Raw genomic sequence first — 20447 nt, 5'->3', positions numbered from 1 at the left:
TGCCATCTATCATCTTTTCCCCGCAAGAGGTCTCCAATACCCCTTGTGGACAACCGTACAGCCAAAAAAATACTCCTGCCGGCTTTTCGGGCAGAAGTATTTGTTGAAATCAGCGTGGGTGAATGACGACATGCCGGCGCGGATCGTTTCCGTCCGACGATGTTTTCACCTGGTCATGCTGCTGCAAAGCATTGTGAATGATTTTTCTTTCATAGGAAGGCATCGGCTCAAGCCGTACGTCCCGGTTCGTCCGGACCGCTTTATCTGCCAGCCGTCCAGCCAGGTTCTCAAGTGTTTCTTTCCGACGGCTTCGATACCCCTCTGCATCAAGCATAACGGTATAAAAAACGTCAGATTCACGGTTGACGACGAGCTGAGCCAGATATTGAAGTGAATTCAATGTCTGACCACGCTTGCCGATCAGGACAGCGATCTGTTCTCCCTCCAGGTTGAGGAAGATATCCCGCTGCCGCACTTCTGAATGGACCTGAACAGGAGCTCCCATTTGTTCTGCTACTTCATAGATGAATGTTTCAGCATCCTGCAGAGGATTTTTCTTGATGGCTACTTTGACAATCGCTGGTTTGGAACCAAACCCAAGAAATCCTTTTTTACCTTCATCAATGATATCAATGGTGACTTGATCTTTTGATGTCTGTAATTGTTCTAATGCAGATTGGACCGCTTCATCAATGGATGGACCCGTAGCAGTTAATTGTTTCACTCACTTGCTCCTCCCGTCGCATCTTTCATCATTGGTTTACGGATGAATACCGTCTGCAGAATCATAACGATGTTACCGACGATCCAGTACAGGGCAAGGGCAGATGGGAAGAAGAATGCGAATGTACCAATCATCAGCGGCATCACATAAAGCATCATCTGCATCTGCGGGTTCTGCGCTGCTGCGCCGCCCGCCATCATTAGTTTTTGCTGCAGGAAGGTCGTTCCAGCTGTCAAAATGGCCAGGAATGGATCGGATGAACCGAGTTCCAGCCATAGGAAGTTATGCGTCTGAATCTCCGAAGTTCTCATAATGGCATGATAGAATCCGATCAAAATCGGCATCTGCACGATGATCGGCAGACAGCCCGCCAGCGGGTTCACGCCGTGCTTTTGGAACAGCTGCATCGTCTCCTGCTGGAGCTTCTGCTGTGTCTGGGCATCCTTGGATGAATATTGTTCACGAAGACTCTGTAATTCCGGTTGAATATCCTGCATCGCTTTGGAGCTTTTCAACTGCTTAACGTTCAACGGAAGCAGAACCAATCGAATGATAATCGTTACAACAATGATCGACAATCCATAGCTGCCACTGAAAAGGTCCGCAAAAAATAGTAGGGTTTGAGACAATGGCCATACGATATACTCGTTCCAAAAACCTGTGCTATCCGAGTTGATTTCCTGGTTTACCTGCGTACACCCGGATAGGAACGTAAGCACGCCCGCCATGGCAAGCAGTGCTATCATTTTATTACGCAACGTTCCTTCCTCCTTAAATGACTCTTCACTTTTTCTTCTATCAAAACGATCGTACTACGACAATCATAAGTTTAGCATTAATGACTGTCCTTTTTCTATAACGATTACGTGCGAATTTTCTTATTTAGAAGCTTGGACCTCATAAGTACATGGGTCAGGCTTTTCTTTATTTCATGAAAATCCATCTGGCTGGCCGGCTTACGTGCAATGACCACCAGATCATAGTGAGGATGGATATCGTCTTCCAGCTCATGAAAGGCCTGGCGCAGGTAGCGCTTAATCTGGTTGCGCTTGACCGCATGTCCCAGCTTCTTGCTGACGGAAAGACCAATGCGGAAATGCGTCTGCTCTTTTTTCTTCATGTAGTAGATCACCAGCTGCCGGTTGGCGAAAGACTGGCCGCCTTGAAAGACCTTCTGAAATTCCTCGTTTTTCTTAATTCGATTTACTTTCTTCATCGAACACCCTCCAGATGAGTGAACATAGAGGGAGATACTGCCCTCACATTCCGATCAATCCCGTTAAAACGTTCTCAAATTATCCTTAAAATAAAAGCGGGACGTTCGATCCGCCCCACTTTCGACTTTCCCTATTCTGAAAAAAAGACCACTGATAGTTTTCAGTGGCCTATGCGGATAGAACTTTTCTTCCTTTACGACGACGGCGTGCAAGAACTTTACGTCCATTTGCAGAGCTCATGCGTGAACGGAAGCCGTGTACTTTTTTACGCTTACGATTATTTGGTTGAAACGTGCGTTTACTCATTATATATACACCTCCTGGGCAATAATCCAATAAAACAATTAAAAGGCAGTCTTGAACAGTATAATAAAATGACCCCTGAATTGTCAACTCGATTTTCAATCTTCCTTTTTTCGATTCTGCACGACGTTATATAACAGGCTGTAGTATAACACATCAAAAAGGCCCCCGGCAGCGATCTTCATTCCTTTCACATGACGAACATTCACAGCCATTGTGTATAATTTTTCAGCGGTTTTTGACTGTCCACAACAAATATCGACAAGAAAACCACAAAATCCAGTGCTGTGGATGAAAGTTTTCTACAAGCCCTTGATATTGTGGATAAGTTACGCCGCCCCATTGCAAGCCGTGTTTTTATCTGGTATCATATTTGTGTTTAACAGCGATTGACTTCAAAACAGTTGAGATCTTTTCCACAGACTGTGGATAACATGTGGACATTTATTAACAGACCTGTTTATGTAGTTATACACAAGCGTGTGGACAATGAAAATAACTCTCTGGAAGTCTAGTAAAATCAACATTCAAACATCCACACCCGTGCAGCACTGATGAGGATGTACAACCTTATACAAACCTTATACGAGCGCCTTTCGATCCTTTTGCTACGTTCGAAAAAGAGAACGAAAGGTGTTTTTGTTTTCCAATGAAACAGAGAGGGGTGAAACAATTTGGAGAACATCCACGAACTATGGAACAATACGCTGGACCATATAAAAGAAAAAATAAGCAAGCCCAGCTTTGAAACATGGCTTAAAGCGACAAAAGCCGACTCCCTTAGTGAAAATACGCTGACAATCGTCGCTCCAAACGAATTCGCCAGAGACTGGCTTGAAAACCAATACGAAAGCTTGATTACAGAAACATTATATGAGGTAACGGGGGCCGAACTGGAAACAAAGTTCATCATTCCAGAGTCCAAGGACGATGCCCTGGAGGACGTGAAGCTGTCTTCCAAAAAGGTTCCGAATGTAAAAAATAACGGAAATGAAGAATCGCCTCAGAGCATGCTCAATTCCAAATATACCTTTGATACATTCGTCATCGGATCCGGCAACCGCTTCGCCCATGCAGCCTCACTGGCTGTAGCCGAAGCACCGGCAAAAGCCTATAACCCGCTGTTCATCTACGGAGGGGTCGGGCTTGGGAAAACACACCTGATGCACGCCATCGGCCATTATGTGCTTGATCATAATCCGAATGCCAAAGTCGTTTATCTGTCCTCGGAAAAATTCACGAACGAATTCATCAACTCGATCCGGGACAACAAGGCCGTCAATTTCAGAAATAAGTACCGCAGCGTTGATGTCCTTCTTATTGATGACATCCAGTTCCTCGCAGGCAAAGAGCAGACACAGGAGGAATTCTTCCATACATTTAATACGCTCCACGAGGAAAGCAAGCAGATCGTCATCTCCAGTGATCGTCCGCCGAAAGAGATCCCGACCCTGGAAGATCGTCTGCGTTCCCGCTTCGAATGGGGATTGATCACAGACATTACACCGCCGGACCTGGAAACAAGAATCGCGATTTTGAGGAAAAAAGCGAAGGCAGAAGGGTTGGATATCCCGAACGAAGTCATGCTTTACATCGCCAACCAGATCGACACCAACATCCGTGAACTGGAAGGCGCCTTGATTCGTGTCGTTGCCTACTCTTCCTTGATCAACAGCGATATCAATGCCTCTCTGGCAGCTGAAGCGCTGAAGGATATTATTCCAAGCTCCAAGCCGAAGGTGATTACGATTGAAGCCATTCAGGAGATGGTCGGAGAAAAATATAATGTGAGGCTGGAAGATTTCCCTGCTAAAAAGCGGACGAAATCCGTAGCCTTCCCCCGTCAGATCGCTATGTATTTATCAAGAGAACTGACCGACTTCTCTCTGCCGAAGATTGGGGAAGAGTTCGGCGGCCGGGACCATACCACCGTCATTCATGCTCATGAAAAAATTTCAAAAATGGTCGCGGATGATCAGCAGCTCCAAAAAGAGCTCGATGAAATCAAAGAGCAGCTTAAATCCCACTAGTGGATAATGTGGACAGTAGTTGCAGGTTCATCAACAACCTATCCACATGTGTATAACAAGCCATATAAAGGCTTTGATAAGGTTATCCACAATTCCACAGCCTATACTAGTACTATTACGACCTTTTTTATAAAAAAATATATAATACAAGCTCATTAGGAGGAGTGTTCGGAAATGAAATTTGTCATCCAGCGGGATCAGTTGATGGATAGTGTGCAGAATGTCATGAAAGCCATATCTTCAAGAACAACGATTCCAATCTTAACGGGAATGAAATTAGAAGCCACTTCAGAAGGAATTAAATTAACAGGCAGTGATTCAGATATCTCGATCGAATCTTTTATCCCTGCAGAAGAAGATGGCATCGTGTATGCAGAAGATATTGAACCAGGCAGCATTATTCTTCAGGCTAAGTATTTTCCTGATATCGTAAGAAAGCTCCCGCAGAACACGGTGGAAATCACCAGCGATGAGTCGAGAAATGTCACGATCCGCTCAGGGAATGCAGAATTCCACTTGAACGGCCAGGACCCTGAAGAATATCCACAGCTTCCCCAGCTTCATACGGAGGACAGCTTTGAACTGCCGATTGATCTTTTGAAAAACCTGATCAGACAGACGGTATTTGCTGTATCCACTTCAGAAACGCGCCCGATTCTTACAGGGGTCCATGTGAAAATGGATGAAGGCAGCCTTGAGTTCATTGCAACCGACAGCCACCGCCTGGCGTCAAGGAAAGTCTCTCTTGACCAGCCTGAAGGAAAATCCCTGCCTGCGGTCGTCATTCCAGGAAAGAGTCTGACAGAATTGAATAAAATTCTTGACGATTCGGATGATAAAATTGAAATCAGCGTAACAGACAACCAGGTCCTTTTCCGTACGAAGCATTTATACTTCCTGTCCCGTCTGCTGGACGGAAACTATCCAGAAACATCCCGCTTGATTCCGGAGCAGAGTAAAACCGTCGTCAAGATCGATGCCAAGGATCTTCTTCAGTCCGTCGACCGTGCCTCTCTATTAGCAAAAGAGAACCGCAACAACGTCGTAAGACTTGTGACTAAAGAATCCAACCATCTTGAAATTACCGGGAACTCACCGGAAGTCGGAAATGTCGTGGAAGAAGTAACGGCGAATGATGTCGATGGGGAAGACTTGAAAATCTCTTTCAGTGCGAAATATATGATGGACGCTCTGAAAGCCGTCGACTATGATCAAGTCAAAGTCGAATTTACGGGTGCCATGCGTCCGTTCCTGATCCGCCCGGTTGATGATGATCAGATTCTTCAGCTGATTCTTCCCGTACGGACATACTAAAATATAAAACGTTGAATAAAAGAAGGTGCTCGATAACTTTCATAGGAGCACCTTCTTCTTTTTGTCCTCAAAAACAGGAGGAATCCGCAGAAAAAGCACCTGTGGAAAACCGCAGGGAAGAAGAAATGAAGTTATCCACATTGGGGATATCCGGTTTAAACAACCGGCAGCAGAAGAGTTCGAGGGATTGGACTTTCCTTACACCTTTATCTTTAGTAAAATATAGAGATAGGTGAATTCATGAAATAGGGTGAAAATATATGAGCGAAGAAATTGGAATCAGCACAGAATACATCCCACTCGGGCAGTTTCTGAAATTAGCGAACGTTGTCGAATCTGGTGGAATGGTGAAAATTTTTCTGGCTGAATTTGAAGTGAATGTAAATGGTGAACCGGAAAACCGCAGAGGACGGAAACTGTACGTGGGCGATACAGTGGAGATTGAGGAATTCGGCATCTATAAAGTTGTAAGCGAAGGGTAACCCCCTCCATCTATGTATATCCATGAGCTGTCCCTGCGTTCTTATCGTAATTACGAGCAGCTTTCATTGAGCTTCGACCATACGATCAATGTGATTATTGGTGAAAATGCCCAAGGAAAGACGAATTTGATGGAAGCCATCTATACGCTTGCCTTTACCCGGTCCCACCGGACGCCGCGGGACAAAGAATTGATACAGTGGGACCAGGAATATGGTAAAATAAAAGGGACGATCTATAAACGTAACCGCCGCTTTCCTCTGGAGATCATCATTTCCAACAAAGGGAAAAAAGCGAAGTTGAATCATATTGAGCAGAAGCGTCTCAGTGACTATATCGGCGCTTTGAATGTTGTCATGTTTGCACCTGAGGATTTGAATCTCGTCAAAGGGAGTCCTCAGGTGCGTCGTCGGTTTATTGACATGGAAATCGGCCAGATCCAGCCTGCCTATATCTATCACCTCGGGCAGTATCAAAAGATTTTGAAGCAGCGGAACCACCTGTTGAAGGATCTTCAGCGCAAACCGCAGGCGGACCGGACGATGCTCGGTATTTTGACCGAGCAGCTTGTGGAGCACGCCGTGACCATCATTGAACGACGCTTCAAGTTTCTCCAGCTTCTCAGATCCTGGGCAGGTCCGATCCATGAAGGGATCAGCCGCAGCCTTGAACAGCTTGAAATTTCCTATGATGCAAGTGTGAAAGTATCAGAGGATATGAATTTGGAAACAATAAAGAAGACGTATATAGAGAAGTTCCAGGAAATCGAAACGAAGGAAGTCGAACGGGGGACCACTTTGGCAGGCCCTCACAGGGATGATCTGGTTTTCTACGTAAACGGAAAAGACGTCCAGACATACGGGTCGCAAGGTCAACAGCGGACGACAGCCTTATCTTTGAAACTCGCTGAAATTGAACTGATTCATAGTGAAGTAGGAGAATATCCGATTCTGCTGCTGGATGATGTTCTAAGCGAACTGGATGATTTCCGTCAGTCCCACCTGCTTCATACAATCCAGGGGAAAGTCCAGACGTTTGTATCGACTACGAGCATCGACGGGATTGAGCATGAAGCTTTGGAAGAAGCGGCCATTTTCCGTGTGAAAGAAGGAACGATCGAGATAGAGAAATGAGGTGTACCGCATGTTTATTCACATTGGGGATGATCATGTGATTCAGTCGAAGGATGTCGTGGCTATTATCGATCATAGTTTGATTTCCTCCTCATCCATCATCGAGGAAATGATCGTCAGCCAGCGGAAAAACAGACGCGTCATAGAATCACAGGAACATCAGGCAAAAGCCATCGTCATTACCAGTGATGTTATTTATTTCAGTCCTCTTTCCGTGTACACGCTGAAAAAGCGGGCGAACATGATGACGACGCTGAACAAGCTCGAGGATTTTTCCGAAGAGCCGATGGAATAGATAGAGAGAACATTTGGTGTAAGAGATTACTGTCAAACCACTTGAGAAATGTAGGTGAGTACCATGAAGGAAGATATTATCGAAGAACAGCAGACCTATGATGAAAGTCAGATACAGGTGCTTGAAGGTCTGGAAGCTGTTCGGAAGCGTCCCGGCATGTACATTGGATCCACCAATGAAAAAGGGCTGCACCACCTCGTGTGGGAAATTGTCGATAACAGTATCGATGAAGCGATGGCCGGCCATTGTGACCACATCCAGGTCATGATTGAAAAAGACAACAGCATCACCGTTACGGATAACGGACGCGGGATTCCTGTCGGTATTCAGGAAAAAACCGGACGTCCGGCTGTCGAGGTTATTTTGACGGTTCTTCACGCCGGAGGTAAATTCGGCGGAGGCGGTTATAAAGTCTCCGGAGGACTTCACGGTGTTGGTGCTTCTGTCGTAAACGCCCTGTCTACAAAACTGGAAGTCTTCGTCCACCGTGATGGTCAGATCCACTACCAGTCCTACAAGCGCGGCGTACCGGAAGAAGACTTGAAAGTAGTCGGGGAGACCGATCAAACCGGTACCCGTATCCATTTCATCCCTGATGATGAAATCTTCCAGGAAACGCAGGAATACAAGTTTGAGGTCCTGGCCAACCGGCTGCGTGAGCTTGCCTTTTTGAACAAAGGCCTGACGATCACGATTGAAGATAAACGTACGGATGAAGATCCCGTCGATTACTACTACGAAGGAGGCATTCTTTCCTACGTTGAACATATGAACCGCACCCGTGAAGCGATTCATGATGCGTTCTTCATCGAAGGGGAGCAGGATGAAATCTCGATCGAAATCGCTATGCAGTACAATGACGGTTTCGCCAGCAATATTTATTCCTATGCCAACAACATTCATACGTATGAGGGCGGGACACACGAATCCGGATTTAAAACCGGACTGACCCGTGTCATCAATGATTACGCGAGAAAGAACAGTATGTTCAAGGAGACCGACCCGAATCTGACCGGTGATGACGTTCGTGAAGGTCTGACAGCGATTATTTCCATCAAGCACCCGGATCCCCAGTTTGAGGGGCAGACGAAGACGAAGCTCGGAAACAGTGAAGCCCGTACCGTTACCGATGCGCTGTTCTCGGAATCCTTCTCAAAGTTTCTGTTTGAAAACCCGACGATGGCGAAGACGATTGTCGAAAAGGGTCTGATGGCTTCCCGGGCCCGTATGGCTGCGAAGAAAGCTCGTGAACTGACACGTCGTAAAAACGCGCTGGAAGTCTCCAACCTGCCTGGTAAACTGGCGGACTGCTCCTCCAAGGATGCCAACATATCAGAACTGTATATTGTTGAGGGTGACTCCGCGGGTGGATCAGCCAAACAGGGAAGGGACCGTCATTTCCAGGCGATTCTTCCGCTGCGTGGTAAAATCATCAACGTGGAAAAAGCCCGCCTTGATAAAATCCTGTCCAACAATGAGGTCCGGGCCATTATTACAGCCCTCGGTACAGGAATCGGGGAAGAATTTGATATTTCCAAAGCCCGTTACCATAAAATCGTGATCATGACGGATGCTGATGTGGACGGCGCCCATATCCGGACGCTGCTTCTCACTTTCTTCTACCGTTACATGCGTCCACTGATCGAATCGGGCTACATTTACATTGCCCAGCCGCCTCTTTATAAAATCCAGCAGGGGAAAGCGGTGTACTACACGTACAGCGACAAACAGCTGGATGCGAAACTGGCGGAGCTGTCCAGTTCACCGAAACCAAGCGTCCAGCGTTATAAGGGTCTTGGAGAGATGAACCCGGAGCAGCTTTGGGAAACGACAATGGATCCGGAAACACGGACGATGCTGCAGGTCAGCCTGGAAGATGCGATTGGAGCGGATGAAACGTTTGATATCCTGATGGGAGACAAAGTGGAACCGCGTCGTAACTTCATTCAGGAAAATGCGCAGTATGTTCAGAACCTTGATGTGTAAGAGATAGATCGGAGATGGAGCTTTTTTCATAAGGCTCCTCTCTTCCTTTAAGGCAACTAGGAGGTAAATAGAATGGTCGATCAACCCGAGCGCCCGCGCGTGCAGGAAATCAATATCAGCCAGGAGATGCGGACATCCTTCCTGGACTATGCGATGAGTGTTATCGTCGCCCGGGCTCTGCCTGATGTCAGAGACGGTTTGAAACCTGTACACCGCAGAATACTATATGCCATGCACGACCTCGGTATGCATGCAGACAAAGCTTACAAGAAATCCGCACGTATTGTCGGAGAGGTGATCGGTAAGTACCACCCTCACGGTGATTCCGCCGTTTACGATACGATGGTGCGGATGGCGCAGGACTTCAACTACCGCTATATGCTTGTCGACGGACACGGAAACTTCGGTTCTGTCGATGGCGATGCAGCGGCAGCGATGCGTTACACCGAAGCCCGGATGTCGAAGATCTCCATGGAGATTCTCCGGGATATCAACAAGGATACGATAGACTACAACGACAACTACGATGGCACGGAGCGGGAGCCGGAAGTGCTTCCAGCCAAATTCCCGAACCTTCTCGTCAACGGAGGATCAGGAATTGCCGTCGGTATGGCGACCAACATTCCGCCCCATCAGCTTGGGGAAGTGATCGACGCGGTGCTGGCGTTAAGTAAGGATCCGGAGATTACCATCCAGGAATTGATGGAGAACCATATTTACGGACCGGACTTCCCGACAGCTGGTAAAATTCTTGGTTTAAGCGGGATTCGTAAAGCGTACGAAACCGGAAAAGGCTCCCTGACCGTCCGCGCCCATGTGGAAATCGAAGAGCAGTCCAATGGTAAACCATTCCTGATTGTTACCGAGCTTCCTTATCAGGTGAACAAAGCCCGGCTCGTCGAAAAAATCGCCGACCTCGCCCGTGATAAGAAAGTGGACGGAATTACCGATCTTCGTGACGAATCAGATCGGAACGGCATGAGGATTGTCATTGAACTGCGCCGGGACGTCAACCCGAATGTACTGCTGAACAACCTGTACAAAATGACGGCCCTGCAGTCCACATTCGGCATTAACATGCTCGCCCTCGTCAACGGCCACCCGAGAGTGCTTAACTTGAAGCAGTGCCTGGAATATTATCTGGATCACCAGAAGGTCGTCATCCGGCGCCGTACAGAGTATGAGCTGAAAAAGGCCGAAGCCCGGGCCCACATCCTTGCTGGTTTACGAATTGCTCTTGATCATCTGGATGAAGTGATCGCGTTGATTCGTGAATCCCAGACGACGGAAATCGCCCGCACAGGCTTGATGGAACGCTTCAGCCTTTCAGAAAAGCAGGCCCAGGCGATTCTTGATATGCGTCTGCAGCGTCTGACTGGTCTTGAGCGCGAAAAGATCGAAGAAGAATACCAGGATATTATGAAGCTGATCGCTGAATTGAAAGCGATTCTTGCAGATGATGAGAAAGTATTGGAAATCATCCGCGGGGAACTGATGGATATTAAAGAGCGCTACAATGATGAGCGCCGCACAGAAATCGTGCTCGGCGGTACAGACTTCATTGAAGACGAAGACTTGATTCCTGAGGAGACGGTCATTGTGACTCTGACCCACCAGGGATACATCAAGCGTCTTCCGGCCAACACTTACCGCTCCCAGCGCCGCGGCGGACGCGGAGTGCAGGGCATGGGTACCCATGAAGAGGACTTTGTGGAGCATCTGCTTTCCACATCCACCCACAATACGCTGTTGTTCTTCTCGAACAAAGGGAAGGTCTATAAGGCGAAGGGCTATGAAGTACCGGAGTTCAGCCGTACAGCGAAAGGAATTCCGATCATCAACATGCTGAACGTGGAGCGTGATGAGTGGATCAACGCCGTGATTTCCGTCAACGAATTCGCTGATGACTGGTATCTCGTTTTCACAACGAAGAACGGGATTACCAAACGGACGACCCTTTCCCAGTTTGCCAACATCCGTAAAGGCGGTCTGATTGCCCTTGGACTGCGTGAGGATGATGAATTGATTTCCGTCCGCCTGACAGATGGAAACAAGGACATTATGATTGGAACGAAGAACGGGTACCTGATCCGCTTCAACGAAGATCAAATCCGTGCCATGGGCCGTACAGCAGCAGGAGTGAAGGGAATATCGCTCCGTGAAGACGATGATGTCGTATCCATGGAAATCGTTGATGATTCCCTGCAGGTGCTGACCGTGACAAGTAAAGGTTACGGCAAGCGTACACCGGCAGATGAATACCGCATCACCAACCGTGGTGGTAAAGGAATCATCACATGTAACCTGACGGATAAAAATGGCTATGTCGTCGCAACGAAAGCCATTAACGGTGAAGAGGATATCATGATCATCACCGAAAGCGGCGTCTTGATCCGTATGCCGATGGAAACCATCTCTGAAACCGGCCGGAACACACAAGGTGTCCGTCTCATCCGCCTCGGCGACGGGGAGGAAGTTGCAACGGTTGCACGAGTGGATTCCGAGAAGGAAGAAGAGGAAGCAGCAGAGCTGATGGACCCGGAGTCTCCGGAAGAGACGCCGGTGGTCGAAGGTCAGCCGGAAACAACAGAAGATCCTTCAGATGAATCATAAAACACATGATCGTCGCCTGTCCCTTTGCGGCAGGCGGCTTTTTTTATACCTTATTGGAAGGGTGGAGGAAAATAATGAAAGTGGCTTCTGAAAAAGTGGAGACCGGCTGCCTGCTTATCAAGGATGTGATGGGGCGTACCCATCGACCGATCATCCCTAAAAATACGACATTAACCCCGGTTCATATTGATGTTTTGAAAAGCTTCCAAATCGAGTACGTGGAGGTGGCCACCCGTAAAGTGGACGGCCGTCCATTTACAGCCGGGGAAGCGGGAGAGAAGAAAGGTTCTGCAGCCTCCTCTCTTTCCGGAAGGCAAACGAAGGCCGTTCTTTCCTTCCAGGATGAATACAGGGAAGCCGTCGAAGCGTGCAGGGAGTGGTTCCGTGCATGGCAGGGAGGGTCGCCTGTCGATATGGGAGCCGTCCGCAGCGTCATGGTCCCTCTATTGGAAAGAACGGCGTCTGCTTCCAAGGAAGTCTTTCACCTTCATCATCTAAGCACAAGCGAGGACTATATCTATCACCACAGCATAGCGACAGGCGTGATGGCCGGATATCTGGCCTCTAAACTTGGGTTCCATTACGGAGAGTGGATTCAGGTCGGCCTGGCCGGCGTGCTGTGCGATGCGGGAATGGCGAAAATCGATCAGCGTATCCTTCATAAGCAGGGCGCCCTGACGGAACGGGAATACGAACAGGTGAAAAATCATCCGACCTATTCCTACCGCGCCATTGAACGCATTCCGTCTCTGAGCAGTCAGGCAAAACTCGCCGTCCTCCAGCACCATGAGCGTCTCGATGGCACCGGCTATCCGCTTGGACTGACGAAGAAAAAGATTCATACGTTCAGCCAGATCATTGCTGTCTGCGATATGTTCCATGCGATGACGAGTGAGCGGATCTACCGTTCGAAGCAGTCCCCGTATAAAGTATTAGAGGAACTGCTGCATGAACATTTCGGCAGGTATGACCATAAAGTCATAGAAACGCTGAAAAAAGAAATCGCCAATTTCTCAACAGGCGTAAAAGTCCGCCTTTCGGATAAGCAGGAAGCGGAAGTTCTTTTTGCGGAAATGTCCCATCCGACCCGGCCGATGATCAAGCTGTTGGAAACCGGGGATATCATCCAGTTGAAGGAATATCTCCAGCTTCATATTGAAGAAGTGTACGATTGAATCAAAGACCGGCCTCTGTCATTGTATGGACAGGTGCCGGTCTTTTAACCATGTGCTGATCAATGCCGGCACCTGATCCATCGCGGTCTGCAGAAAATGAACGATAAAGACGTAATCCTCCCTGTCCCGCATCTGTTCCATCTCTCCCCACCAATCCCCTTCATAGCGGACGAGCATACTGAGGTTGTAGAGAACGGCGAAATAGCTGAGCAGTTCCGGCCATGCCGTCCCTTCACGTTCCAGCTGACATTTTTTCAACGAGTAAAGCTCCTGCATAGCTGGTAAAGGACGGAGCAGTTCATCCATGGCTGCCTTTTCTTTCTCTGCGGAAAAATCGAACAGATGAAACGCGGCATGGGGAAACAGCCCGTGCGGCTGAATTCGGATCTCATCTTCAAGAAAACGGTATTGCTGTTTCTTTCTTTTCCTTGTTGATAGACCATGGGCAAGCACTTTGGCTGTAGCCGGATAGCCGGGATCCACCGTCAATAGACAAGCCTTCAAATAATGGTTCAGGCCGTAATATAAAAGTAGAGGCTGCACACTTAAGGGGGTGGAGGAAGCAGAACTGACATACTCTCCCCCGAGAGTGAGGCCGTACATGAACCGCTCCGCATTGTTGTAGGCATGGTGCTCCACTCTGGAATGCTTCCCATCCGTATAGCAGGCATGCAGAAATGGACGGGTGTGAGAAGTTACCTGCATGTACTGCAAAAAAGAATCCGGCCGTCTCATGATCGTTCTTCCCTCCTTCTTGATCCGCTGCTCCGCCTTCATTTTTATGGTTGAAAAAGGGCGGTCATTGTCGTATTGTAAATAACAATAAGAAATGGTAGCTTCCTGCTGTTCCACTTATTTTACCCACTTATACCCAGATTATTTTTAAGAAAAAGGAGAGGTCAAGCATGCGTGAAGACAAGTTTGCAAAAGAAGGATTAACGTTTGATGATGTACTGCTTTTACCTGCGAAATCTGATGTACTGCCCCGCGATGTATCCCTGAGGACAGAACTTTCACCGACGCTCAAGCTGAACATGCCGATTATCAGTGCCGGTATGGACACTGTGACTGAAGCGGCGATGGCCATTGGAATGGCACGCCAGGGTGGTCTTGGTGTTATTCATAAGAACATGTCTATTGAAGAGCAGGCGGAACACGTCGACCGTGTCAAACGCTCCGAGAGCGGCGTCATCACGAATCCATTCTTTTTAACTCCCGAGCACCAGGTGTTTGATGCCGAGCATTTGATGGGCAAATTCAGGATTTCCGGTGTTCCGATTGTGAACAATGAAGAAGAGCAGAAGCTTGTCGGCATTTTGACAAACCGTGACCTCCGTTTTATTGAAGACTATTCCATTCAGATCCAGGAAGTGATGACGAGCGAAAACCTTGTCACAGCTCCTGTAGGGACAACACTCGATGAAGCTGAAAAGATTCTTCAGAAATATAAGATCGAGAAACTGCCGATGGTCGATAATCAGGGTATCCTGAAAGGTCTGATTACCATCAAGGATATCGAGAAAGTGATTGAATTCCCGCAGTCGGCCAAGGATGAGCAGGGACGCCTGTTGTGTGCAGCCGCTGTCGGTGTCACAGCCGATGCGATGACACGGATTGATAAGCTTGTCGAAGCGGGTGTGGACGCTCTTGTTGTCGATACAGCCCACGGCCACTCCCAGGGCGTCATCGCACAGGTGAAACGGATCCGCGACCGTCATCCGCACGTCAACATTATCGCTGGAAACGTGGCGACTCCTGATGCCACCCGCGAACTGATTGAAGCAGGAGCGGATGTGGTTAAAGTCGGTATCGGACCTGGATCCATCTGTACGACCCGTGTTGTCGCTGGTGTCGGCGTGCCGCAGATCACAGCGGTATATGACTGTGCGAGAGAAGCGGCGGAACTTGGTAAGCCGGTCATTGCCGACGGCGGTATTAAATATTCCGGTGACATCGTCAAAGCGCTTGCTGCCGGTGGACATGCGGTTATGCTCGGAAGCCTGCTTGCCGGAGTATCCGAAAGCCCTGGAGAAACAGAAATCTTCCAAGGACGCCGTTTCAAAGTGTACCGCGGTATGGGTTCCGTCGGTGCGATGGAGTCCGGCTCCAAGGACCGTTACTTCCAGAACGAATCGGAATCGAAAAAGCTTGTACCGGAAGGCATTGAAGGCCGTATGCCGTATAAAGGACCTCTGGCCGACAGCATCCACCAGCTGCTCGGCGGTCTCCGTTCTGGTATGGGGTACTGTGGAACACCGGATCTTGATTCTCTGAGATCGGACAGCCAGTTCACACGCATCACAGGAGCAGGACTCAGAGAGAGCCATCCCCACGATGTCCAGATTACAAAAGAATCGCCGAACTACTCCGTTTGACCTAGATAGACAGGGACTATTCCCTGTCTATTCTTTTATATACGCATGTGATAAAATAACAGGGATGCATAATTAAAGGGTGGAGGTAGAGAAAGTGACACAAAGATTTAAAACATCTATCGCCTTAATCATGTCCTTGTTGATCGGGATTTTCGCTGTAAGTGCCAATCCCGGACATACATACGCAAGCGTAGATGTTGGGGCAAAATCAGCGATACTTGTAGATGCAGAAACCGGGAAAATTTTGTTTGAGAAAGAAGCGGATTTGACACTGCCGCCGGCCAGTATGACGAAGATGATGACGGAATATCTCGTCATGGAGGCTGTGGAAGAGGGGAAAATCAGCTGGGATCAGAAGACCCCTGTCAGTCAGTATGCTTTTGATATATCAGCCAATCCGGAATTCTCCGGTGTCGGCTTACGTTTAGATGAACAATACACGGTTCGTGAGCTTTATGAAGCGATGGCGATCAACTCGGATAACGCAACGACGATTGCGCTTGCTGAACTGGTAGCTGGAACCGAAGGCGAATTCGTCAAGATGATGAATGCCAAGGCAGAGGAAATGGGACTGCCGGATTATGAGTTTGTCAATGCCACCGGGTTGAACAATAACCATCTGGGGGACAACTATCCTGAAGGCACTGATCCGGATGCCACCAATATGATGTCGGCCAAATCGGCGGCCTTGCTGGCTTATCATTTGACGAACGACTATCCGGAAGCGCTGGAGGTTTCCAGCAAGCCTACATTGGAATTCGCCGATCAGACGGTGACCAACTGGAACTGGATGCTTCCTGGTATGCCGGGGCAGAACTTGAAGCAGTTTGAATACGAAGGTATGGACGGCTTGAAGACGGGTTATACAGAACTTGCCGGCAACACATTTACAGGTACAGCTGAGCGTGATGGCCAGCGGTTCATCTCTGTTGTGATGAAATCGGAAACACGTTCCTCCCGTTTCAATCAGACACGGACGCTTCTTGATTACGGATTCAACCAGTTTACAAGGCAGGAACTTCTGGCTGCCGGTGAAACAGTTGAGGATCAGGATTCTCTTTCTGTGACGAAAGGAAAAGAAGAGTCTGTTGCGATTGAGACGAGTGAAGCTTTGAGCACCCTTTTAAAGAGCGGCGAACAAGAACAATATGAGGTGGAGTTTGTCATCTCTGAAGATCAGCTCAACGAAGACGGCGAGCTTGTGGCGCCTGTTGAGAAAGGTCAGAAAGTCGGAACAGCCAAGCTTGTCTATACAGGGGACGAAAGCTACGGAAACCTTGTGAAGGAAGAAGGACAGACGGTTGATATCGTCACTTCAGAAGCGGTGGAGAAAGCCAACTGGTTCATGCTGATGCTTGGTGGAATCGGTGAATTCTTCAGTGATATTTTCACAGGGGCCGTCGATATGGTGAAAGGCTGGTTCTAACGGTAAAATCCCTATTTAATGAGTGGGAATTAAGGCTGAGATGCGATACAATAGAGAGTAAGAATCTATGATTCAAAAATAAATGCTTGAACGATATAGCTGTTAGGGAGGAAATTAACATGTCACAAACAGGTACTGATCGCGTAAAACGTGGAATGGCTGAAATGCAGAAAGGCGGCGTCATCATGGACGTTGTCAATGCAGAGCAGGCGAAGATTGCAGAAGAAGCAGGTGCGGTGGCGGTTATGGCCCTTGAGCGTGTTCCAGCCGACATCCGTGCGGCCGGCGGCGTAGCTCGTATGGCTGACCCGACAATTGTTGAAGAAGTGATGAATGCTGTATCCATCCCTGTCATGGCCAAAGCACGTATCGGCCATATTGCAGAAGCCCGTGTCCTTGAAGCGATGGGTGTCGACTACATCGATGAAAGTGAAGTACTGACTCCGGCTGATGAGATCTACCATATCAAAAAAGATGATTACACGGTTCCATTCGTCTGCGGATGCCGTAACATCGGTGAAGCTACACGCCGTATCCGTGAAGGCGCCTCTATGCTTCGTACAAAAGGTGAGCCGGGAACAGGAAACATCGTGGAAGCTGTCCGCCATATGCGTCAGATCCAATCAGAAATCCGTCACCTTCAAAGCCTTGCAGAAGACGAAGTGATGGTCTTTGCCAAGGAAAACGGTGCACCATTCGACCTTCTTATGGAAATCCGTGAAGAAGGCCGCCTTCCTGTCGTCAACTTCGCTGCAGGCGGAATTGCGACACCAGCTGATGCTGCGCTTATGATGCAGCTTGGTGCGGACGGCGTATTCGTCGGTTCCGGCATCTTCAAGTCCAACAACCCTGCTCAGTTTGCCCGTGCGATTGTAGAAGCTACCACTCACTACGACGATTACAAACTGATCGGTGAATTGTCCAAAGGACTCGGCACAGCGATGAAAGGCATGGAAATGTCCACGCTTACTCCTGATCAGCGTATGCAGGAGCGCAGTCAGTAAGAAAAGGAGAATGCAGCATGACTACTATCGGTGTATTAGGTCTGCAGGGAGCTTTTCGTGAGCACATCCGCTCCGTAGAAGCCTCTGGTGCCACCGGCGTTGTTGTTAAGAGAAAAGAACAGCTGGAGGACATTGACGGACTGATTATTCCCGGCGGTGAAAGCACAGCGATCCGCCGTTTGATTGATAAGTATGACTTCCTTGAACCGATCCGTGAATTCGGAAAGCAGGGGAAGCCGATCTTCGGTACGTGTGCAGGGTTGATCCTGCTTGCCTCTGAAATTGACGGCTCGTATGATGTCCATCTCGGACTCATGGATATCAAAGTCCGCCGTAATGCATTCGGCAGACAAAGGGAAAGCTTTGAAGCCGACCTGAATATCGACGGAGTCGCCGATCAGTTTACAGCTGTGTTCATTCGAGCTCCTTATATCGAGGGAGTAGGAGAAGAGACGAAGGTACTGGCCCGCTATGATGGTCATATTGTGGCTGCCCAGCAGGACCATTACCTCGCCTGTTCCTTCCACCCTGAACTGACAGATGACCACCGGTTAGTTTTACATTTTGTAAAAATGGTGGAGCAATCCCGAAAAAGCCTTGCAATGTAAGGTGAATTCAGCTAATCTAAGATCACCAAATAAGAATGAACGCGATGACAGGACATAGTAGCATGTTCCTCTTCCTCCAGAGAGTCAGTGGCTGGTGAAAACTGACGGAAGAGCCATGTGAATCCATCCTTGAGTGTCCGGCTGATAACGCTGGACCGGCCCCTCACCGTTATGAGTCGAGCCGGAAGGTCATGAACCTTCAACCTGGGTGGTATCGCGGGAAGCATAAACAAAGCTCTCGTCCCTTATATGGGACGGGAGTTTTTTTATATGAAAAAAAGGAGGACATACACATGTTGGATATGAAATTTTTACGTCAGAACTTTGATGAAGTGAAAGCAAAGCTGGAGAAGCGGGGCGAAGATCTCTCTGATTTAGATGCCTTTGGTGAACTCGACAGCCGGCGCCGTGAGCTGATTCAGGAGACTGAGGAGCTGAAGGCGCGCCGGAATGACGTTTCCAAGGAAATCTCCCAGCTGAAGAAAAACAAAGAGGACGCCGATGACAAGATTAAGGAAATGCGTGAAGTCGGCGACCGTATCAAAACGCTCGACACGGAGCTGAAGGAAGTGGAAGAGAAGTTGGAAACGCTCCTCTTATCCATTCCGAACATCCCTCATGAAAGCGTACCTGTCGGAGAGGATGAAGAGGATAACATCGAAGCCCGCCGCTCTGGAGAAACGCCTGTCTTTGATTTTGAAGCGAAACCCCACTGGGATATCGCCACAGACCTTGGTATTCTCGACTTTGAACGCGCAGGAAAAGTAACCGGCAGCCGGTTTGTCTTCTATAAAGGCATCGGTGCCCGCCTGGAGCGTGCGCTGCTGAACTTCATGATGGACCTGCATGCCGATGATCACGGCTATCAGGAAATGCTTCCGCCACAGATGGTCAACCGTACATCTATGACAGGAACGGGCCAGCTGCCGAAATTCGAAGAAGACGCCTTTAAGATTGAAGACTGGGATTACTTCCTTGTCCCGACCGCAGAGGTGCCTGTAACGAACTACTACAGGGAAGAGATTCTGTCCAGCGAGGACCTGCCGCAGAAATTTGTCGCCTTCAGCACCAACTTCCGCTCTGAAGCCGGCTCTGCCGGACGTGACACGCGCGGACTCATCCGTCAGCACCAGTTCAACAAAGTCGAACTTGTCCAGCTGGCAAAACCTGAGGAATCCTACGATGTGCTTGAGGAATTGACCGGGCATGCTGAAAAGGTCCTTCAGCTGTTGAAGCTTCCCTACCGCGTCATGAGCATGTGTACCGGTGATCTTGGATTTACAGCCGCCAAGAAATACGACATCGAAGTGTGGATCCCGAGTCAGGAAACCTACCGGGAAATCAGCTCCTGCTCCAACTTCGAGGATTTCCAGGCGCGTCGTGCCGGGATCCGTTTCCGCCGTGAAGAAAAAGGACGGCCGGAATTTGTCCACACGCTGAACGGTTCCGGCCTTGCGATCGGCCGTACCGTCGCCGCTATTCTTGAGAATTATCAGCAGGCGGACGGTACCGTCGTTGTACCGGAAGTCCTCCGCCCATATATGGGTGGAAAAGAAGTCATCCGATAAAACAGCAGAAGAGCGGCGGGAGTGCCTCCACGCCGCTCTTTATTATAGGGAGACACAGGTTTGACTGCAGCGCCGGGGCTTTGTATAATTACGAGGTGGCATCATCTGGATCCTTTCGACAAATTTTTATAAAAAATTTACGGAGAGTGTTGACGGTCACTACAGGCCATGATAATATATTACTTGTCGGTCACAC

18 protein-coding genes and 1 other annotated feature are annotated in these 20447 nt (G+C 48.6%); of the genes, 13 read left to right on the top strand and 5 right to left on the bottom strand.

Translation table 11 applies throughout. The annotated features are described in order from the left end of the window. Positions 1-109: 109 nt before the first annotated feature. The 4 genes from jag to rpmH form a co-directional block, all read right to left on the bottom strand. Positions 110-724: an RNA-binding cell elongation regulator Jag/EloR gene (gene jag, locus ACXAJH_RS07370; protein WP_474970156.1), complete on the bottom strand. Its 615-nt coding sequence runs from the start codon at positions 722-724 to the stop codon at positions 110-112. Continuing rightward, complete coding sequence (gene spoIIIJ / locus ACXAJH_RS07365) at positions 721-1482, bottom strand: YidC family membrane integrase SpoIIIJ (protein ID WP_474970157.1); 762 nt, start codon at positions 1480-1482, stop codon at positions 721-723. The genes jag and spoIIIJ overlap by 4 nt, the downstream gene beginning before the upstream one ends. Positions 1483-1586: 104 nt before the next feature. Then, the gene (gene rnpA, locus ACXAJH_RS07360) at positions 1587-1940 is read right to left on the bottom strand and encodes a ribonuclease P protein component (RefSeq protein WP_027955860.1); all 354 of its coding nucleotides are present in this window, start codon (positions 1938-1940) and stop codon (positions 1587-1589) included. 169 nt (positions 1941-2109) lie between these two features. Further along, positions 2110-2247, bottom strand: a complete 138-nt coding sequence (gene rpmH / locus ACXAJH_RS07355; RefSeq protein WP_084163166.1) for a 50S ribosomal protein L34 — start codon at positions 2245-2247, stop codon at positions 2110-2112. 671 nt (positions 2248-2918) lie between these two features. On the opposite strand from rpmH, the gene dnaA reads away from it, so the two are divergent. The 8 genes from dnaA to ACXAJH_RS07315 all read left to right on the top strand — a co-directional run bounded on the left by dnaA (position 2919) and on the right by ACXAJH_RS07315 (position 13270). Then, a complete protein-coding gene (gene dnaA / locus ACXAJH_RS07350; RefSeq protein ID WP_027955859.1) occupies positions 2919-4274 on the top strand; it encodes a chromosomal replication initiator protein DnaA in 1356 nt (451 codons plus the stop codon). Positions 4275-4448: 174 nt separating this feature from the next. Further along, complete coding sequence (dnaN, locus tag ACXAJH_RS07345) at positions 4449-5588, top strand: DNA polymerase III subunit beta (RefSeq protein ID WP_474970158.1); 1140 nt, start codon at positions 4449-4451, stop codon at positions 5586-5588. Positions 5589-5848: 260 nt separating this feature from the next. Continuing rightward, on the top strand, positions 5849-6070 hold the full coding sequence (gene yaaA, locus ACXAJH_RS07340; RefSeq protein ID WP_474993489.1) for a S4 domain-containing protein YaaA: 222 nt from the start codon (positions 5849-5851) through the stop codon (positions 6068-6070). Between the two features lie 12 nt (positions 6071-6082). Beyond that, positions 6083-7201 (top strand): DNA replication/repair protein RecF, encoded by a 1119-nt coding sequence (gene recF / locus ACXAJH_RS07335; RefSeq protein WP_027955856.1) that lies wholly within the window; start codon positions 6083-6085, stop codon positions 7199-7201. Positions 7202-7211: 10 nt separating this feature from the next. Beyond that, on the top strand, positions 7212-7496 hold the full coding sequence (gene remB / locus ACXAJH_RS07330) for an extracellular matrix regulator RemB (protein WP_027955855.1): 285 nt from the start codon (positions 7212-7214) through the stop codon (positions 7494-7496). A 63-nt stretch (positions 7497-7559) separates the two neighbouring features. After that, positions 7560-9482, top strand: coding sequence for a DNA topoisomerase (ATP-hydrolyzing) subunit B (gene gyrB / locus ACXAJH_RS07325; protein WP_474970159.1), 1923 nt, complete (start codon positions 7560-7562; stop codon positions 9480-9482). A gap of 72 nt (positions 9483-9554) precedes the next feature. Further along, on the top strand, positions 9555-12095 hold the full coding sequence (gene gyrA, locus ACXAJH_RS07320; RefSeq protein ID WP_474970160.1) for a DNA gyrase subunit A: 2541 nt from the start codon (positions 9555-9557) through the stop codon (positions 12093-12095). A 74-nt stretch (positions 12096-12169) separates the two neighbouring features. Continuing rightward, positions 12170-13270, top strand: coding sequence for an HD-GYP domain-containing protein (locus ACXAJH_RS07315; protein WP_474993487.1), 1101 nt, complete (start codon positions 12170-12172; stop codon positions 13268-13270). An 18-nt stretch (positions 13271-13288) separates the two neighbouring features. On the opposite strand, the gene ACXAJH_RS07310 is transcribed toward ACXAJH_RS07315, so the two are convergent. Continuing rightward, the gene (locus ACXAJH_RS07310) at positions 13289-14122 is read right to left on the bottom strand and encodes a YaaC family protein (RefSeq protein ID WP_474970630.1); all 834 of its coding nucleotides are present in this window, start codon (positions 14120-14122) and stop codon (positions 13289-13291) included. Between the two features lie 53 nt (positions 14123-14175). Here ACXAJH_RS07310 and guaB point away from each other — a divergent pair, with 53 nt between their 5' ends. The 5 genes from guaB (at position 14176) to serS (ending at position 20251) form a co-directional block, all read left to right on the top strand. Continuing rightward, on the top strand, positions 14176-15645 hold the full coding sequence (guaB, locus tag ACXAJH_RS07305) for an IMP dehydrogenase (protein WP_206934994.1): 1470 nt from the start codon (positions 14176-14178) through the stop codon (positions 15643-15645). 94 nt (positions 15646-15739) lie between these two features. Next, positions 15740-17071 carry a serine hydrolase gene (locus ACXAJH_RS07300; protein ID WP_474970163.1) on the top strand — a complete coding sequence of 444 codons (1332 nt, stop codon included), beginning with the start codon at positions 15740-15742 and terminating at the stop codon, positions 17069-17071. Between the two features lie 119 nt (positions 17072-17190). Further along, on the top strand, positions 17191-18075 hold the full coding sequence (pdxS, locus tag ACXAJH_RS07295; RefSeq protein ID WP_027955848.1) for a pyridoxal 5'-phosphate synthase lyase subunit PdxS: 885 nt from the start codon (positions 17191-17193) through the stop codon (positions 18073-18075). Between the two features lie 17 nt (positions 18076-18092). Then, positions 18093-18683, top strand: a complete 591-nt coding sequence (gene pdxT / locus ACXAJH_RS07290) for a pyridoxal 5'-phosphate synthase glutaminase subunit PdxT (protein ID WP_474970164.1) — start codon at positions 18093-18095, stop codon at positions 18681-18683. A gap of 35 nt (positions 18684-18718) precedes the next feature. Next, positions 18719-18932, top strand: a binding site (T-box leader). Positions 18933-18976: 44 nt separating this feature from the next. After that, positions 18977-20251: a serine--tRNA ligase gene (gene serS, locus ACXAJH_RS07285; protein ID WP_474970165.1), complete on the top strand. Its 1275-nt coding sequence runs from the start codon at positions 18977-18979 to the stop codon at positions 20249-20251. Positions 20252-20447 lie beyond the last annotated feature (196 nt).

Source organism: Halobacillus sp. ABD4_316 (genome assembly GCF_056161385.1).
The sequence above is the reverse complement of the archived record's forward strand: the minus strand, read 5'-3'. Positions and strand labels throughout refer to the sequence as shown.